Annotated in this window: 16 protein-coding genes; 7 read left to right on the top strand and 9 right to left on the bottom strand. The window is 66.1% G+C overall.

Going from position 1 to position 15,983, the window contains the following annotated elements; genetic code table 11:
* The first annotated feature begins 120 nt into the window (after positions 1–120).
* Positions 121–1,224, top strand: a complete 1,104-nt coding sequence (ald, locus tag ACE3TJ_RS13790; protein WP_374597078.1) for an alanine dehydrogenase — start codon at positions 121–123, stop codon at positions 1,222–1,224.
* Positions 1,225–1,303: 79 nt separating this feature from the next.
* Here ald and ACE3TJ_RS13785 read toward each other — a convergent pair whose 3' ends face one another.
* On the bottom strand, positions 1,304–1,912 hold the full coding sequence (locus ACE3TJ_RS13785; RefSeq protein ID WP_374597076.1) for an outer membrane protein: 609 nt from the start codon (positions 1,910–1,912) through the stop codon (positions 1,304–1,306).
* Between the two features lie 205 nt (positions 1,913–2,117).
* Positions 2,118–3,863 (bottom strand): acyl-CoA dehydrogenase, encoded by a 1,746-nt coding sequence (locus ACE3TJ_RS13780; protein WP_374597074.1) that lies wholly within the window; start codon positions 3,861–3,863, stop codon positions 2,118–2,120.
* Positions 3,864–3,937: 74 nt separating this feature from the next.
* Here ACE3TJ_RS13780 and ACE3TJ_RS13775 point away from each other — a divergent pair, with 74 nt between their 5' ends.
* The 4 genes from ACE3TJ_RS13775 to ACE3TJ_RS13760 all read left to right on the top strand — a co-directional run bounded on the left by ACE3TJ_RS13775 (position 3,938) and on the right by ACE3TJ_RS13760 (position 7,717).
* Positions 3,938–4,867 (top strand): L-threonylcarbamoyladenylate synthase, encoded by a 930-nt coding sequence (locus ACE3TJ_RS13775; RefSeq protein ID WP_374597072.1) that lies wholly within the window; start codon positions 3,938–3,940, stop codon positions 4,865–4,867.
* 71 nt (positions 4,868–4,938) lie between these two features.
* Positions 4,939–5,625, top strand: a complete 687-nt coding sequence (gene aqpZ, locus ACE3TJ_RS13770) for an aquaporin Z (RefSeq protein ID WP_374597070.1) — start codon at positions 4,939–4,941, stop codon at positions 5,623–5,625.
* Positions 5,626–5,723: 98 nt separating this feature from the next.
* On the top strand, positions 5,724–6,146 hold the full coding sequence (locus ACE3TJ_RS13765; protein WP_374597068.1) for a hypothetical protein: 423 nt from the start codon (positions 5,724–5,726) through the stop codon (positions 6,144–6,146).
* A gap of 62 nt (positions 6,147–6,208) precedes the next feature.
* A complete protein-coding gene (locus ACE3TJ_RS13760) occupies positions 6,209–7,717 on the top strand; it encodes a flavin-containing monooxygenase (protein WP_374597066.1) in 1,509 nt (502 codons plus the stop codon).
* A 3-nt stretch (positions 7,718–7,720) separates the two neighbouring features.
* On the opposite strand, the gene ACE3TJ_RS13755 is transcribed toward ACE3TJ_RS13760, so the two are convergent.
* Positions 7,721–8,893, bottom strand: a complete 1,173-nt coding sequence (locus ACE3TJ_RS13755) for an acyl-CoA dehydrogenase family protein (RefSeq protein ID WP_374597064.1) — start codon at positions 8,891–8,893, stop codon at positions 7,721–7,723.
* A 33-nt stretch (positions 8,894–8,926) separates the two neighbouring features.
* Positions 8,927–9,463, bottom strand: coding sequence for a peptide-methionine (S)-S-oxide reductase MsrA (gene msrA / locus ACE3TJ_RS13750; protein WP_374597062.1), 537 nt, complete (start codon positions 9,461–9,463; stop codon positions 8,927–8,929).
* Positions 9,464–9,761: 298 nt separating this feature from the next.
* Here msrA and ACE3TJ_RS13745 point away from each other — a divergent pair, with 298 nt between their 5' ends.
* Complete coding sequence (locus ACE3TJ_RS13745; RefSeq protein ID WP_374597060.1) at positions 9,762–10,181, top strand: PEP-CTERM sorting domain-containing protein; 420 nt, start codon at positions 9,762–9,764, stop codon at positions 10,179–10,181.
* A gap of 24 nt (positions 10,182–10,205) precedes the next feature.
* Complete coding sequence (locus ACE3TJ_RS13740; protein ID WP_374597058.1) at positions 10,206–11,231, top strand: glycerophosphodiester phosphodiesterase; 1,026 nt, start codon at positions 10,206–10,208, stop codon at positions 11,229–11,231.
* On the opposite strand, the gene der is transcribed toward ACE3TJ_RS13740, so the two are convergent.
* Genes der through ACE3TJ_RS13715 form a run of 5 tightly spaced genes read right to left on the bottom strand, consistent with a single transcriptional unit; the run spans position 11,228 to position 15,978 of the window.
* Positions 11,228–12,586 (bottom strand): ribosome biogenesis GTPase Der, encoded by a 1,359-nt coding sequence (der, locus tag ACE3TJ_RS13735; protein ID WP_374597056.1) that lies wholly within the window; start codon positions 12,584–12,586, stop codon positions 11,228–11,230. The two genes, ACE3TJ_RS13740 and der, sit on opposite strands and share 4 nt — an antisense overlap.
* Positions 12,587–12,590: 4 nt before the next feature.
* Positions 12,591–13,916 carry a PQQ-binding-like beta-propeller repeat protein gene (locus ACE3TJ_RS13730; protein WP_374597054.1) on the bottom strand — a complete coding sequence of 442 codons (1,326 nt, stop codon included), beginning with the start codon at positions 13,914–13,916 and terminating at the stop codon, positions 12,591–12,593.
* Positions 13,916–14,659, bottom strand: a complete 744-nt coding sequence (locus tag ACE3TJ_RS13725) for a tetratricopeptide repeat protein (protein ID WP_374597052.1) — start codon at positions 14,657–14,659, stop codon at positions 13,916–13,918. The genes ACE3TJ_RS13730 and ACE3TJ_RS13725 overlap by 1 nt, the downstream gene beginning before the upstream one ends.
* A 60-nt stretch (positions 14,660–14,719) precedes the next feature.
* Positions 14,720–15,595: a 3-methyl-2-oxobutanoate hydroxymethyltransferase gene (panB, locus tag ACE3TJ_RS13720; RefSeq protein WP_374597050.1), complete on the bottom strand. Its 876-nt coding sequence runs from the start codon at positions 15,593–15,595 to the stop codon at positions 14,720–14,722.
* Positions 15,596–15,633: 38 nt separating this feature from the next.
* A complete protein-coding gene (locus ACE3TJ_RS13715; protein ID WP_374597048.1) occupies positions 15,634–15,978 on the bottom strand; it encodes an ArsC family reductase in 345 nt (114 codons plus the stop codon).
* Between the last annotated feature and the right edge of the window lie 5 nt (positions 15,979–15,983).

Raw genomic sequence — 15,983 nt, 5'->3', positions numbered from 1 at the left:
CTCCAACGATATTCGAATATTCTCTACACGATTCCCCTTCCATCTGACAACTTCACAAACTTTTCCGACGCGATTTCCGGTAAATTCCCTCCATTGCATAAGGACGAGGGAGAACAGGTCATGCGCGTCGGGGTGCCCAAGGAAATCAAGGTTCATGAATATCGCGTCGGCATGACGCCGGCCTCGGTCGCCGAGCTTACGCAGGCTGGCCACGAGGTTTTCGTCGAAACGGGCGCGGGCAGCGGCATCGATTTCGGCGACGACGCCTATACGGCGGTCGGCGCGAAAATCCTCGCGACGCCGCAGGAAGTCTTCGCAGCCGCCGACATGATCGTGAAGGTGAAGGAGCCTCAGCTCCACGAGATCGCGTGGCTGGAGTCGCGCCACACGCTGTTCACCTACCTGCACCTCGCCGCCGACAAGCCGCAGGCCGAAGCACTGATGAAGTCCGGCGCGACCTGCATCGCCTACGAGACGGTCACGAACGCGCAGGGCCGCCTGCCGCTCCTCCAGCCGATGTCCGAGGTCGCGGGCCGCATGGCCGTGCAGGTCGGCGCGCACTATCTTGAAAAGGAACAGGGCGGCCGCGGCATCCTGCTCGGCGGCGTACCCGGCGTCGCGCCCGCCAAGGTCTCGATCCTCGGCGGCGGCGTCTCCGGCTTCAACGCCGCGCAGATGGCGGTGGGACTCGGCGCCGACGTGACGATCTACGACGTCTCGTCCACCCGCCTCGCAGAGCTCGACGCGCTGTTCCAGAACCGCATCAAGACCGTCTACGCGAGCGGCGCCGCCGTGGCGCGCGCGGCGGAGAACTCGCACCTCATCATCGGCTGCGTGCTGATCCCGGGTGCAGCGGCACCGAAGCTCGTCACGCGCGAAATGCTGAAGACGATGAAGCGCGGCTCCGTGCTCGTCGACGTCGCCATCGATCAGGGCGGCTGCTTCGAGACCTCGCACGCGACGACACACAGCGACCCAGTCTACACGGTCGAGGGCGTCATCCACTATTGCGTCGCCAACATGCCCGGCGCCGTGGCGCGTACGTCCACCTTCGCGCTCAACAATGCGACGCTGCCGTTCATCGTGAAGCTGGCGAAGCTGGGCGCCGAGGGCGCGATGCGTGCCGATCCGCACCTTCGCAATGGCCTCAACGTCGCGGGCGGCTTCATCACCTACAAGGCGGTCGCCGACGATCTCGGTCTCGCCTACCGCGCCTGGGAATAAAGCGCTTCACCTGAGCGAAGCCAAAAAAGAAGGGCCGGAGGCGATGCCTCCGGCCCAACTGTTTTCGGACCGACAGTCGTTAGAAGCGGAACGCGAGGCCCGCCAGAACCTGATCGGCCGCATAGCCGCCGTCCATGTCGCGGTGGCGGTATTCGGTGCGGATGCTCGCCGACTCGTTGAGACCGTATTCGAGACCGCCGCCATAGAGGAGGCCGTCCGACCAGCCCTTTTCACTCGTGGAATCGACGCCCGTGATCGTGGAGACCGTCGAGACGCGCGTCTTCTCGGCGCCGTAGCCGACCCGGCCGTATACGAGCAGATTCGGCGTCGCGAGGAAGCCCGCGCGCGCGCTCACGTCGTAATTCCACTTGGGATCGATCTCTGCGGTCAGACCCGCGATCGGCGTATCGCGCAGCGTCTTGCCGCCGAAGCCAAGGCCGGCTTCAACGCCGACGAGGAAATTCTGGCCGACGCCGTAATCGTAGCCGGCGAAGACGCCGTAATCGATGCCGCTACGGCTCTTGTCGAAATCCTCAACGCCGGGCAGGCCGAAGTCGAGATCGACCGACCGTTTGCCCCAGCCGATCTGGCCGCCGACGAACGCGCCGCCGATGGCGCCCGCGTCCTGAGCAAGCGCGGACGCCGGGAGGAGGGCAGTCGCGAGCGCGGCAAGAATAAGCTTTTTCATGAACTCACCTCTACAAAGATTGCACTGCCCGCGAGGGGAGAGCCTTGCGGACGGCGGCACAGGTGGTGGCGAATTGCGGCCGAGAAAAGGCGCGGCGGCCATGCTTCGGCGAACGACTGTCGGAAACAGGACGAACGACAGACAGGCTTCGACGAACGACGTTCAGCGCACGTTAAACTGTCATATCGGGTGGAAAAAGAGGCCCTTAGAAGGCCTCTTCGGGTATCGTGAACAGCGTTTCTGCGCCGCGCGTCACCGGGCCGAGCAGTGCCGTCGCCTGCGGCAGGAACTGCTCGGCGAAGAAGCGCGCGGTCACGATCTTCGCCCTCAGGAACGCCGGATCGCCTTCGCCCGCCGCAAGGCGCTGCACCGCTGCCGCCGCCTGCTTTGCAAGCAGCCAGCCGCCGACGGTAAGGCCGAACATGCGCAGGTACGGCGACGCGCCCGCCGCATTGTCATCGGCACCACCCGCCGCGCCGCCTTCGGCGAGCCACGTCGTCGCGCTTTCGAGCGCTGCGAGCGCATCTTCGAGATAAGGCGCCAGCCCGGCTGTTTCGCCCGTGAGCAGCGCGAAATCCGCGCGCATGTCTGCGAACAGGCTCTTCCAGCGGCCCTGCGGCAGCTTGCGTCCGACAAGGTCCATCGCCTGGATGCCGTTCGTTCCCTCGTAGATCGGAGCGATGCGCGCATCGCGGTAGTGCTGCGCTGCGCCCGTCTCCTCGATGAAGCCCATGCCCCCGAAAATCTGCACGCCGAGGCTCGCGACCTCGACGCCAACATCGGTCGAGAACGCCTTCGTCACAGGCGTCAACAGGTCGGCAAGCGCCTGCGCCTCGCGCTGCGCCGGTTCGTCGGTTTCGGCGTGCGCGCGGTCGACGGCGGCGGCGTTCAGATAGGTGAGCGCCCGCGCCGCTTCGGTGAGGCCGCGCATCGTCATCAGCATCCGCCGCACGTCGGCGAACTCGATGATGCGGCGCACCTGCACGCGTTCCTTCGCGTAGGCGAGCGCGTGCTGGTAGGCGCGCTCGGCGATGGAAACGCCCTGCAGCCCCACGTTGATGCGGGCGTGGTTCATCATCGTGAACATGGCGCGCATGCCGGCGTTCTCGCCGCCGATCATGTAGCCGACGCACGCGTCGTTGTCGCCGTAGCTCATCGTGCAGGTCGGCGAGGAATGGATGCCGAGCTTGTGCTCGATCGAAACGCAGCGCAGGTCGTTGCGCGCACCTAGAGAGCCGTCCGCGTTCACAAGGAACTTGGGCACGATGAACAGCGAAATGCCCTTGGTGCCCTTCGGCGAACCCGGCGTGCGCGCAAGCACTAGGTGGATGATGTTGTCCGCAACATCGTGCTCGCCCCACGTGATGAAGATCTTGGAGCCCTTGATGCGCCACGTGCCGTCCTCGGCGGGCGTCGCGACAGTGCGAAGCGCACCGACGTCCGTCCCGGCCTGCGGCTCGGTGAGGTTCATCGTGCCCGTCCATTCGCCCGAGATGATCTTGGTGAGGTAGGTCTGCTTCTGGTCTTCGGTGCCGTGCGCCGTCAGCGCCTCGATCGCGCCCTGCGACAGCATCGGGCACAGCGACAGCGCCATGTTGGCGCTCGTCGTCTGCTCCTGAACGGCGGTCGCCAGCACGAAGGGCAGCCCCTGCCCGCCCCACGCCGGATCGGCGCCGAGCGTCATCCAGCCGCCTTCGACGTAAGCCGCATATGCCTCGCGAACGCCTGCGGGCAGCGTAACCACGCCGTTCGCCAGTTTCGCGCCCTCTGTATCGCCGACCCGGTTCAGCGGCGCGAAGACTCCCGCGGAGAGCTTTCCAGCTTCTTCCAGAATCGCATCGACCAGATCCGCCGTCGCCGCTTCGAAGTGCGGAAGCTGCGCAAGGCCGGGCAGGTCTGCGATGGTTTCGAGGACGAAGCGCTGTTCGGTGATCGGGGCGGTGTAGGTCATGGGAGGCCATCTATCGCTTGTGAGAGGAAACGGCGCGGGTATAGCGGGGGGCTGTGACTGGGCAACCTGATCTTTTGAGCACCGAAACCGTGGCGCCGGACCCCGCAGGCGTCTCGCTCGCCGCAACGCTCCTACGCACCGGATCGGTCGTCGCGGTCCCCACCGAAACCGTCTACGGCCTCGCCGCCGACGCAACGAACCCAGCCGCCGTCGCCCGCATCTACGCCGCCAAGGGCCGCCCGTCCTTCAACCCCCTCATCGCCCACGTCAGCGGCGCAGAGATGGCGGCTGAGCACGTCGAGATATCCCCCCTCGCCCGCGGCCTCATCGACGCGTTCTGGCCGGGCCCGCTGACGCTCGTCCTGCCACGCAAACCCGAAAGCCCGATCGCCGCCATCGTCACCGCCGGCCTCCCGACGCTCGCCGTGCGCTGCCCCGATCACCCCGTCCCGCAAGCACTGATCGCGGCGCTTGGCCGCCCGCTCGCCGCCCCGTCCGCGAACGCCTCCGGGCAGATCAGCGCGACACGCGCCGAACATGTCCTGAAAACCCTCGGCGGCCGCATCCCGCTCATCATCGACGGCGGCTCCTGCAAGGGCGGCATCGAATCGACAATCGTCGCCGTGGACGGCGAGAGTCTCCGCCTGCTGCGCCCAGGCGGCATCCCGCGCGAGGCGCTGGAAGCGTTCGCCCCCGTCTCTCTTGGCAGCAGCGGCATCGAGGCACCGGGCATGATGGAAAGTCACTATGCGCCCACGAAGCCGCTCAGGCTCGAAGCCGAGAGCGAGCGCGATGACGAGTTCCTGATCGGCTTCGGACCCGTCACAGGCGACATCAGCCTGTCCCCCGCGGGCGATCCCGTCGAAGCTGCAGCCCGCCTGTTCGACTGCCTGCACGCCGCCGACGTGAGCGGTGCAGGTGCCATCGCCGTCGCCCCCGTCCCCCATGAAGGTCTCGGCGCTGCGATCAACGACAGGCTGCGCCGCGCCGCCGCGCCGCGCTGATTCTCCTTGCGTCCAGAATGTGTTATGCAGCCCCGCCGCGCATGACGCGGCCCTTCAGGGGAGGGTATGGCATGTTCGATCTCAAGAAGCTCACAGCGGAACTCTTCGGTACCTTCTGGCTCGTTCTCGGCGGCTGCGGCAGCGCCGTGCTCGCCGCTGCGTTTCCCGATGTCGGCATCGGTCTTGCCGGGGTCAGTCTCGCGTTCGGCCTCACCGTGCTCACGATGGCCTTTGCTTTGGGTCCGATCTCGGGCGGGCACTTCAATCCCGCCGTCACGCTCGGTCTCGCCGCGGGCGGGCGCTTCGCGTGGAAGGACGCTCCGGGCTACATCGTCGCGCAGGTCGTCGGCGCCATCCTCGCAGCGCTCGTGCTTTACACGATCGCGAGCGGCAAGGCCGGCTACGCGGGCGGTCTGGCCTCCAACGGCTTTGGCGAACATTCGCCGGGCGGCTATTCGATGACATCGGCGCTGTGGACCGAGATCGTGATGACCTTCGGGTTCCTGATCGTCATCCTCGGTGCGACGGCGAAGCGTGCCTCGCCTGAGTTCGCCCCGATCGCGATCGGGCTTGCGCTCACGCTCATCCACCTCATCAGTATCCCGGTGACGAATACGTCGGTGAACCCGGCGCGTTCCACGGGGCCGGCGCTGATCGAGGGCGGTATTGCTCTGCAGCAGCTCTGGTTCTTCTGGGTTTACCCGATCGTGGGCGGACTCATCGCGGGCTTCGTGTACAAGTTCATGTGGGACGAGTGATACGGTGCGGGAGGGGAGTTGCGGCTTCCCTCCCGATTGTTCATTGACAGACTCCTTATTGCGAATCATTATCATTCTCTCGCAAGAAGGATCGCACCATGGCGACGATTGCCGAAACAGCCGAATACCGCGGGCCTTGGCTGAACCTGCCGCCTGACAGCCAGACGATCCTGTGGGCGCTGCGGCGGCTCGTGATCGGATGGCCGCGCCCGCCCTGTCTCCACGCCGCACTGATCGAGGCCTACGGCGACAACGCCTGCGGGATCGAACACCTGCTGCGCTGCCTGCTGACGGGCATCGCCATGCACGGCACGCGGCGGCTGGAGATCGGCGCGCCGTGCTGCGTGGCGCTGCTGCCGCACGAGGCCGAGCTGCTGGAAGCCATCGGGCTCGACGGCGCCGAATCCGATCCCTCCGCGCTCGTCCGGCTTTGCGACAATCCCGCGGCGGCCCAGCTTTCGGTGCTCGCCGCGGGCATCAGCGCAGCGGTGGCCGACGCGCATATCGGCGCTGCGCATTAGAAGAGTTTCCGTCGGGGCCGTCCTGATTTATGTTCCGCTCAAATCAGCGGAAGAGGGACCGCATGACCGAACATTTCGACATGATCGAACATTTCGACATGATCATCGTGGGCGCCGGCATCTCGGGCATCGGCGCCGGTGTGCATCTGAAAAAGCACTGCCCGGATCGCAGCTATATGATCCTCGAAGGCCGCCCGAACATCGGCGGCACGTGGGACCTGTTCCGCTATCCCGGCATCCGGTCCGACAGCGACATGTACACGCTCGGCTTCAACTTCAAACCGTGGACGGACCAGAAGGCCATCGCCGACGGCGATTCCATCCTGCGCTATCTCGATGAGACGGCGCGCGAATACGACCTCTACGAGAAGATCCGCTTCGGCCATCATGTCGAGGCCGCAGCATGGGATTCGCGCACCGCACGCTGGACGGTGACGGCGCGCGCCGACGGCAAGCCCGTGCAGTTCACCTGCAATTTCCTCTACATGTGCTCGGGCTACTACCGCTACGAGGCCGGCTACACGCCGCAGTTCGAGGGTGCGGAGAGCTTCCGCGGCCGCATCATCCACCCGCAGCACTGGCCGCAGGACCTCGACTATGCGGGGAAACGCGTCGTCGTGATCGGTTCGGGCGCGACCGCCGTCACGCTCGTCCCCGAAATCGCGAAGACAGCGCACGTCACCATGCTGCAGCGCTCGCCGACCTACATGATCTCCCGGCCTGCCGAAGACCGCTTCGCGAACTGGCTGCGGCGCTGGCTGCCGCCGATGGCCGCCTACAATATCGTGCGCTGGCGCAACGTCGCCATGCAGCAGTGGCTGTTCCGGCTGGCGCGGAGCAAGCCCGAAAAGCTGAAGAAACGCCTGCTCGGCGGCGTCCGCGACCTGCTCGGCCCCGGCTACGACGTGAAGACGCACTTCACGCCGACGTATAACCCGTGGGAACAGCGGCTCTGCCTCGTTCCCGACGACGACCTGTTCGATGCGATCCGCGAAGGCCGCGCCGAGGTCGCGACCGACCACATCGACCGCTTCACCGAAACCGGAATTCTCCTGAAATCGGGCAAGACGCTGGACGCGGACATCGTCGTGACCGCAACCGGCCTCGACCTCCTCTTCATGGCCGGGATCGACGTGACGCTCGACGGCCGCAAGGTCGATTTCCCGAAGACCTACGGCTACAAGGGCATCATGTTCTCGGGCGTGCCGAACCTCGCGGTGGCGTTCGGCTACACCAACGCTTCGTGGACGCTGAAGGCGGACCTCACCAGCGAATATCTTTGCCGCGTGCTCAATCACATGAAGGAAACCGGCACAGACACGGTCACACCGACGCTCGTCGACCCGAACATGGAAGCGGAACCGTGGATCGACTTCTCCTCGGGCTATTTCCAGCGCGGGCTTCACCAGTTCCCGAAACAGGGCAAGGCAGTGCCGTGGCGGCTCAACCAGAACTATGCCGGTGACGTGAAGATGTTCCGCCACGCGCCCGTCGACGACGGCGTGCTGCGCTTCAGCAAGGCGGCGGATGCGTCGGCGCAGCGCGCGCCGGAGGCGATCGCGGCGGAATAAGACCTACCGCCCGGCAAAGAGCTGCCGGCCGGCGAGATCGAGCAGGATTTCCTCCGATCCGCCGCCGATCGCGTTAACGCGCACCTCGCGGTAGATGCGTTCGACCTTGGAACCCTTGAGGTAGCTGGCGCCGCCCAGCACCTGCGCGGCATCGCGGGCGACGGCTTCGAGCATCCGCGTTGCCTGCACCTTCAGCATCGCGAAGTCGGCGGGCTCCGTTTTGCCTTCGCGCACCTGCCACGCGCACTGATCGACCCACGCCTGCGTCGCATTCACCTGCCGCGCCATATCGGCGAGCTTGATGCGGATCGACTGGTGCCCGACGAGCGGCTTTCCGAACGTCTCGCGCTCGCGCGCCCACGCCGCGGCCTCCTCGAGGCAGACGCGCGCGTAGGCGCAGCAGCCATGCGCCATGCCGAGCCGCTCGCTGTTGAAATTGCGCATGATGCCCATGAAACCCGCATTCTCGGGGCCGATCAGGTTCTCTGGCGGCACCTCGACATTGTCGAAATGGAGCGCGGCAGTATCCGAACAGTGCCAGCCCATCTTTTCGAGCGGCGTACGCGTGAAGCCCGGCATGTCCGCTTCGATCAGCATCAGCGAGATGCCGCCCATGCCTGCACCGCCGGTGCGCACCGCGACTGTCAGATAATCCGCGCGCATCCCGCTGGTGATGAACATCTTGCCGCCGTTCACGACATATTTGTTCCCCACGCGCTCGGCACGCGTACGGAGGCTTGCGACATCCGAGCCGCCGGACGCCTCCGTGATGCTGAGCGCGATGATCTTCTCCCCCGCGAGCACCGCAGGCACGACGCGGCGTTTCATCTCCTCGCTGCCCATGGCGAGGATCGGCGGCAGGCCGATGCCGTGCGTCATCAGGCTGGCGGTGAGCCCGCCTGCGCCCGGCCGCGCCAGTTCATCGGACTGGGTGAGGTTGTGGAACACGTCGAAGCCCGCGGTGTGGCCGCCATATTCCTCGGGATAGCCGAGCCCGAGGATGCCCGCCTCCGCGGCCTTGCGGTGGAGTGCGCGGGGGATGGCGCGCGCCTCCTCCCACGCATCGACATGAGGCGCGATCTCGCGCTCCACGAATCGGCGCACGCTTGCCGCCACCGCCTCGTGCGTTTCGTTGTAGAACGGCGAGCGCGCCCGCCAGTCGTCGAAAAGCGTCATGCCTGTGATGCTCGGCCCCGGCGGCCGTGCGGGTCAACCTCGGCTTTTAAGGCGGTCCGCGTATTTTTCCTGGAACTTCCGGACCTTGGGGCCGACGACAAAGTTACAGTAGGGCGTCGTGTCGCCGGTCCGCGCATAATATTCCTGGTGATAGTCCTCGGCGGGATACCATGTTCCGGTCTCGATGGTCGTCACCACCGGGTCCGGCCACAGCGCGCCGGCCTTCACGATCGCCGCTTCCGCCGCCGCCCGCTGCGCATCATCCTGCGGGAAGATCGCCGAGCGGTACTGAGTGCCCACGTCATTACCCTGCCGATTGAGCGTCGTCGGGTCGTGAATGTGGAAGAAGATGTCGAGCAGCTCTTCATAGCTCACGACTGCCGGATCGAAGCGGATCAGGATCGCTTCGGCGTGGCCGGTGTCGCCGCCGCATATCTCCTTGTAGGTCGGGTTCGTCGTGCGTCCGCCGATATAGCCGGATTCGACCGCCTCCACCCCTTGAAGATCGTCATAAATTGCTTCCACGCACCAGAAGCACCCGCCTGCGAGGATCGCGGTTTCCATCGGCATGTTGCATTCGCTCCGTTCGATTTCGCTGCGCTTCCGACCGCCGCTGCGGCGGCATGTCGCAAGCGGCCGCTCTGGCGATTAACCACCAACATTATGTATATTCGCCGCAACAGAATACAAATTCTTGCGGATTGAAACCGCGCCAGAGCCAGGCCGGACTTGTAAATGCGGGATTAATCCATAACACTATAGTAACCAATCAACGCTCGCAGCGGGGCCATGTCGCGAGCGGAATGACAACAGAATATCAACGGGGCCCGCCGACGCGTTGCGCGGCGAGGATAGGGCAGGTTTGGTTATGAATATCGCTGCTGCTGGGAAGCTGGCGCTGTGCATCTGCACCGGCGCCGTGGTTGGTGCCGGGGTGAACGAAGCCCGTCATAATGCCGACAAGCCGAAGGCCGTGAAGACGGCTTCGAAGAATCCTGCCCGCAAGGTCGTGCAGTTCCCGTGCGAACCCTACATCGTGCAGGATCAGATGATGCGCGATGCGCAGATCCCGAGCGACTTCGAAGCGACCGACCTTCCCGAATACGCCGAGCTGATCCTGCCGGGTGGCGGTGGCGGTGGCGGCGACGATGGTGACGGCGGCGGCGATGACGGCGATGGCGGCGGCGGCACGAATCCGGTGCCCGAGCCGGCCATGCTCGCGCTCTTCGGGCTCGGCGCGGCAGGCCTCGTCGGCGGCCGCAAGTATCTGCTTCGTCGCAAAAGCTGAACACAAAGACGTTAGCTGAGGGGCATGAGACTTTTCCTTGCCCTTTCGCTCTCGCTCATGCTTGCTTCCGGCGTGACCCAGGCTGCCGATCGCCCTGCCGACCGCCCCATCGTGATCGCACATCGCGGCGCTAGCGGCCTTCTTCCCGAACACACGATCGCCGCCTACACGCGCGCGATCGATGACGGCGCGGATTTCATCGAACCCGACCTCGTTCCGACACGCGACGGCGCGCTGGTGGCACGGCACGAGAACGAGATTTCAGGCACCACCGATGTGGCTTCGCGTGCAGAGTTCGCGGATCGCAAGACAACCAAGATCATCGACGGCGCGTCCGTCACCGGCTGGTTCACCGAAGACTTCACGCTCGCCGAACTGAAGACCCTGCGCGCCCGCGAGCGCCTGCCCGAGCTGCGCGGCACCGCGAACGACGGCCGGTTCGAGATTCCGACGCTGGGCGAGATCATCGCGCTCGCGAAGGCGCGCGGGGTCGGCATCTACCCTGAGACCAAGCACCCGTCCTATTTCGCGGCGATCGGCCTGCCGCTCGAGGCGAAGCTCGTCGCCGCGCTTGATGCCGCCGGATGGCGCGATGCCGAGGCGCCGGTCTTCATCCAGTCGTTCGAGGTCAACAATCTGAAGCGGCTGGATGCGATGACGGGCGTGCGCCTCATCCAGCTCGTCGCGGCGGACGGCGGACCGGCGGACGGTGCGCACGAAACCTATGCCGAGATGCTGACCCCAAAGGGGCTGAAAGCGGTCGCGACCTATGCAGACGGCATCGGCCCCGAAAAGACGCTGGTCATCCCGCGCGGACCGGACATGCGCCTCGGTGTGCCAACCCGGCTTGTGGCGGACGCGCACGCGGCGGGGCTCAAGGTCCATCCGTGGACATTCCGCGCGGAAAATTACTTTCTCCCCGCAGACCATCGAAAGGGTAGCGACCCGCGCGCGCACGGCGATCTCGGCGCGGAAATCAGGGCCTATCTCGCTGCGGGCGTCGACGGCGTATTCAGCGATTTCACGGCCGAAGCCGTGGCGGCGCGCTAACGATCGAAGGGGTTCTTGCCGCCTCGCAGCGTGAGCCGGATCGGTACGCCGGTGAAGCCGAGATCGTCGCGGAGCGAATTCGCCAGATACCGACGATAGCTTTCGGGAAGCTCCGTGAGGCGGTTGCCGAAGATCACGAAGGACGGCGGCCGCGACTTCACCTGCGTGACGTAGCGCAGCTTCAGGCGCTTGCCGTCCGGCGCGGGGGGAGGATTGCGCGCGAGCGCGCCTTCGAACCAGCGGTTGAGGCGGCTGGTCGGCACGCGCTGGCTCCATGCCTCGCGCTGCTCGAAGGCGGCCTTGAGCAGCGTATCGAGGCCCTTGCCGGTCATCCCCGAAACCGCGAGCAGCGGCACGCCCTTGATCTGCGCGAGCCCTTCGTCGAGCGCCTTGCGGACGCCCTGGAACAGGCGGGACTGATCCTCCGCCGCGTCCCACTTGTTGAGCGCGATGACGAGCGCGCGGCCTTCCTCGATCACCATGTCGGCGATGCGCAGGTCCTGCGCTTCAAGGCCGAGCGTCGCATCGAGCAGCAGCACGACGACCTCGGCGAAATCGATCGCGCGGCGCGTATCGGCGACCGAGAGCTTTTCCAGCTTCTCGTGCACCTTCGCCTTCTTGCGGACCCCGGCCGTATCGATGAGGCGGACAGGGCGGCCTTCCCAGTTCCACTCGATCTCGATGCTGTCGCGCGTGATCCCCGCTTCCGGGCCCGTGACCAGCCGGTCCTGCCCGAGCAGCGTGTTGATGAGCGTGGACTTGCCGGCGTTCGGGCGCCCAACGATGGCGAGCTTGAGCGGGCCTACCGCCTCTTCGTCGCCCTCATAATCGTCGCCCGCCGCGGCCACGGCCGCATCGACATGCGGCGCCAGCGCTTCGAACAGATCGGCGAGACCCTCGCCATGCTCGGCGGAGATGCCGACCGGTTCGCCGAAGCCGAGTTCGTAGGCTTCGAGGATGCCCGCATCGCCCGAGCGGCCTTCCGCCTTGTTGGCGACGAGCACCACCGGCACCTTCGCGGTGCGCAGCCAATCCGCGAAATGCCGGTCCATCGGCGTGAGGCCGGCGCGCGAATCGATGACGAGCAGCGCAGCGGATGCGTCTTCGAGCGCGGCTTCGGTCTGCGCGCGCATCCGGCCAGAGAGCGTCTCGGGGCCCGCATCCTCAAGCCCCGCCGTGTCGACGGCGATGAAATCGAGATCGAACAGCTTCGCCTCGCCCTCACGGCGGTCGCGCGTCACGCCCGGCGTATCATCGACAAGCGCGATGCGCTTGCCGACGAGCCGGTTGAAGAGCGTCGACTTGCCGACGTTCGGGCGCCCAATGATGACGACCTTGGGCTTTTTGCTGGTCATGGCTCTAACGGTAGGCGCTCAGGCGGCCGTCTTCGGAGAGGATGTAGAGCGTGTTGTCGGCGACCGCCGGCTCAAGGAAAATCCCATCCGCCACTTCGCTCGTGGAGAGCACGGTGCCGTCCGCGGGCGACACGGCAACGAGATCGCCCTCGCTGTTCACGAGATACAGGCGATCCGACGCGAGCACCGGCCCCTGCCAGATGATCGGGTTCTTGCGCTTCTTGACGTTGCGCCAGCGTGGGAGCTGCGTCACCCAGCGCACGCGCCCGTCGGCACGCTGCACCGCTACGAGTTCGCCTTCCACGGTCACGGCGAAGATGTATTCGCCCGCAACCCACGGCATCGAGGTGCCCGCGAGGTTGCGTTCCCAGACGCGCTGGCCGGTCGACAGGTCGAGCGCCACCATGCGGCCGCCGTGCCCGATCGCGTAGACCCGGCCGTCGCTGATCACCGCCGAGGCATCGATGTCGCTGAGCGCGGCGAGCGACGTGGTGGAGCCGGTGCGGTTCAGCGCATCCTGCCAGACGCTGCGGCCATTTTCGACGCGCAGCGCAATGAGCTCGCCGCTCGAGAAGCCGACGACGGCGGTGCCGAGCGCAACGGCAGGCGCCGCCGTGCCGAGCAGACCGGCGGGCTCGACCGTCGCGGCGTTTTCCCACAGCGTTTCTCCGGTCGCGGTGGAGAGCACCTGCAACTGGTTGTCCTGCGTCATCACGAAAAGCTGCGAGCCCTCGACAGCAGGCGCACCGCGCAGGGGCATACCAATATCGACGCGCCACGCCTGCGCGCCCGTCGCTGCGTCGTAGGCGGCAACGAGGCCATAGCCCGAGGTCGCGTAGACACGGGCGCCATCGGTGGCGACGCCGCCGCCGAACGCGACGTTCTGGGATTCGCCCTCCTTGCGGAGCGTCGCCGACCAGAGCTGGCCGCCGTTCGCGGCACTGAACGCGCGAACCACTGCCTCGGTATCGATCGTGTAGACGCGCCCGCCGGAAACCACCGGGCCCGACGTCAGCCGCCGTGTCCGATCACTGCCGCTGCCGATCGAGACCGACCACGCCCGCGAGGGATTGGCCCGCAGGCTGAGATGCCCGAGCGCCTTCGCCGCGCTGCCGCCCGGCTGTGTCCACTCCGCATTGACGACCGGCAGAGGGAGCGAGACCGTGGTGTTCGCAAGGTCGGGGTCGGCAGTCGTCCGCGCCTCGTAAGTGAGCACGGCAAGGCGCTCTCCGGCGATCTTCGACTTGTTCTTGTCTCCGCCGCCGCGGAAGATTCCGCAGCTGGCAAGCGCCACGACCAGCGGCACGACGACGATTAGCGATTTACGCATCAATTCTTTCCGGTTGTCGCTTCGGCTGCCGGAGCATCCGCCGCGGGGGCAGAGTCGGGGGCAACGTCGGGGAGACTGCCGAGCGAGGCGGCGAGCTGCTGTGCGCGCTGGCGCAGCGACGGTGCGATGGTTTCGTCTGACGAGATCGCGGCAAAGATCGGCCCCGCGAGTTCGGGTTTGCCTTCGGCCATGTAGGCGACCGCAAGCATCTCTCCGGCAACGCCGAACCACGGTGCGCCGGGCTGCGCGAGCGGCTTCAGACGCTTCACGACCTCGGCGGGTGCGAGCGTATCATATTCGACACGCACGGCGGTGATCGTCGCAAGATCGCGCAGCGGCTGCGGCAGCTTCGTGTCGGCGGCGAGCGCCTGATACTCCGCAAGCGCAGCGGCATTGTCGCCGTTTTCGACAGCGCGCGACGCTTTGGTGAAGCGCGCGAGCGTCGTGTAGCCGCCGTGGTTGCCGGCTGCAAAACGCTCGATATCCGCCACCGCCTTGGCATTGCCAAGCTCCAGCCCCTGCTGTGCCGACGAGAATTCCTCGCTGAGCACGCCGACATTGCGGACCTGCTCCTCGCGCCACCAAAGGAACCCGGCAAGCGCGACGAGACCGATGCCGACGGCAATGACGATCCAGCGCCCATAGCGGTTCCAGAAGCCGGTGAGCTGATCCCGGCGATATTCCTCGTCAACCTCGCGGATGAAGGCGTCTTCGGGCGCTGTGCCCGATGGTTCCCTGGCCAATGTCGTGCCTCTCAAATTGTGCGCGGGACCATAGCGATGGCCGCGCGCGCACGCAAAACCCTATTTTTCCTCGTCGGCCCGGTAGAGGTTGTCTTCCGTGGGGAAGGTCCGCGCACGCACATCGGCCGCGTAGTCCTTCACGGCGTCGGCCACGACCTTCGACATCGCGCCATAGCGCTTCACGAACTTGGGCGTCCGATCGAACAGGCCGAGCATGTCTTCCGTGACGAGCACCTGCCCATCGCACTGCGCCGAGGCACCGATGCCGATGGTGGGACAGGCCACGGCCTTGGTGATCTCGATGGCGATCGGCTCCATCACGCCTTCGATGACGATCGAGAAGGCGCCCGCATCGGCCATCGCGGTGGCATCGGCGACGATCGAGCGCGCCTCCACGTCGCTCTTGCCGCGAACGCCGTAGCCGCCGAGGATGTTCACCGCCTGCGGCGTCAAACCGACATGTGCCATCACCGGGATGCCGCGCGAGGTGAGGAATTCCACGGTCGGCGCGAGCACCTTGCCGCCTTCGAGCTTCACGGCGGCAGCCCCGGTTTCCTTCAAAAGCCGCGAGGCGTTGGTGAACGCCTGCTCGGGCGAGGCCTCGTAGCTGCCGAACGGCATGTCGACGATGACGGCGGCATGGTAGCTGCCGCGCACGACGGCGGCGCCGTGCGCGCACATCATCTCCATCGTCACCGCCACCGTGTGCGGAAGGCCGTAGATCACCTGCCCCAGCGAATCGCCGACGAGCAGCATGTCGCAATGCGGGTCCATGATCTGCGCCATGCGCACCGTGTAGGCGGTCAGCATCACGAGCGGCTCGCCGCCCTTGCGCTGCCGGATACGCGGCACGGTCAGGCGCTTCATCGGCGCCGGGGTGGGGTTGGCACGGCTCGTCGAGGTGTCGAGCGTGAGCGTCATCGAGGTCGTAGACATGGGGCGGCTTGTAACGCCTCCGTGCAGAGGTGGAAAGCTCAGCGGAGCGCGGCGGCGTAAACCTCGGGCTTGAAGCCGGCCAGCCGGGTCTCGCCGTCATCCAGAATGGGGCGCTTGATCATAGAAGGCTGCGCCAGCATCAGATCGACCGCCTTCTTTGCGTCAAGGTTTTCGCGGTCCGCATCCGGCAGCTTGCGGAAGGTGGTTCCGGCGCGGTTGAGCACGGTTTCCCAGCCGAGTTCCTTCACCCACGCTTCCAGGCGGGGGCGATCGATGCCTGCCTTCTTATAGTCGTGGAAGGCGTATTCGACGCCGCTGGCTTCAAGCCAGGTGCGCGCCTTCTTCACCGTGTCGCAGTTGGGGATGCCGTAGAGCGTGACCATTGATA

Source organism: Sphingosinicella sp. (assembly GCF_041916975.1).
GTDB lineage: Bacteria > Pseudomonadota > Alphaproteobacteria > Sphingomonadales > Sphingomonadaceae > Sphingosinicella.
Note: the sequence above shows the minus strand (reverse complement) of the source record. Positions and strands in the feature narration are given on the sequence as shown.

Bases quoted from the DNA above. Each gene is read 5' to 3' on its own strand.
- ald (WP_374597078.1), top strand. From the start codon at position 121: ATGCGCGTCGGGGTGCCCAAGGAAATCAAGGTTCATGAATATCGCGTC.
- ACE3TJ_RS13785 (WP_374597076.1), bottom strand. From the start codon at position 1,912: ATGAAAAAGCTTATTCTTGCCGCGCTCGCGACTGCCCTCCTCCCGGCG.
- ACE3TJ_RS13780 (WP_374597074.1), bottom strand. From the start codon at position 3,863: ATGACCTACACCGCCCCGATCACCGAACAGCGCTTCGTCCTCGAAACC.
- aqpZ (WP_374597070.1), top strand. From the start codon at position 4,939: ATGTTCGATCTCAAGAAGCTCACAGCGGAACTCTTCGGTACCTTCTGG.
- ACE3TJ_RS13765 (WP_374597068.1), top strand. From the start codon at position 5,724: ATGGCGACGATTGCCGAAACAGCCGAATACCGCGGGCCTTGGCTGAAC.
- ACE3TJ_RS13760 (WP_374597066.1), top strand. From the start codon at position 6,209: ATGACCGAACATTTCGACATGATCGAACATTTCGACATGATCATCGTG.
- ACE3TJ_RS13755 (WP_374597064.1), bottom strand. From the start codon at position 8,893: ATGACGCTTTTCGACGACTGGCGGGCGCGCTCGCCGTTCTACAACGAA.
- msrA (WP_374597062.1), bottom strand. From the start codon at position 9,463: ATGCCGATGGAAACCGCGATCCTCGCAGGCGGGTGCTTCTGGTGCGTG.
- ACE3TJ_RS13745 (WP_374597060.1), top strand. From the start codon at position 9,762: ATGAATATCGCTGCTGCTGGGAAGCTGGCGCTGTGCATCTGCACCGGC.
- ACE3TJ_RS13740 (WP_374597058.1), top strand. From the start codon at position 10,206: ATGAGACTTTTCCTTGCCCTTTCGCTCTCGCTCATGCTTGCTTCCGGC.
- der (WP_374597056.1), bottom strand. From the start codon at position 12,586: ATGACCAGCAAAAAGCCCAAGGTCGTCATCATTGGGCGCCCGAACGTC.
- ACE3TJ_RS13730 (WP_374597054.1), bottom strand. From the start codon at position 13,916: ATGCGTAAATCGCTAATCGTCGTCGTGCCGCTGGTCGTGGCGCTTGCC.
- panB (WP_374597050.1), bottom strand. From the start codon at position 15,595: ATGTCTACGACCTCGATGACGCTCACGCTCGACACCTCGACGAGCCGT.
- ACE3TJ_RS13715 (WP_374597048.1), bottom strand. From the start codon at position 15,978: ATGGTCACGCTCTACGGCATCCCCAACTGCGACACGGTGAAGAAGGCG.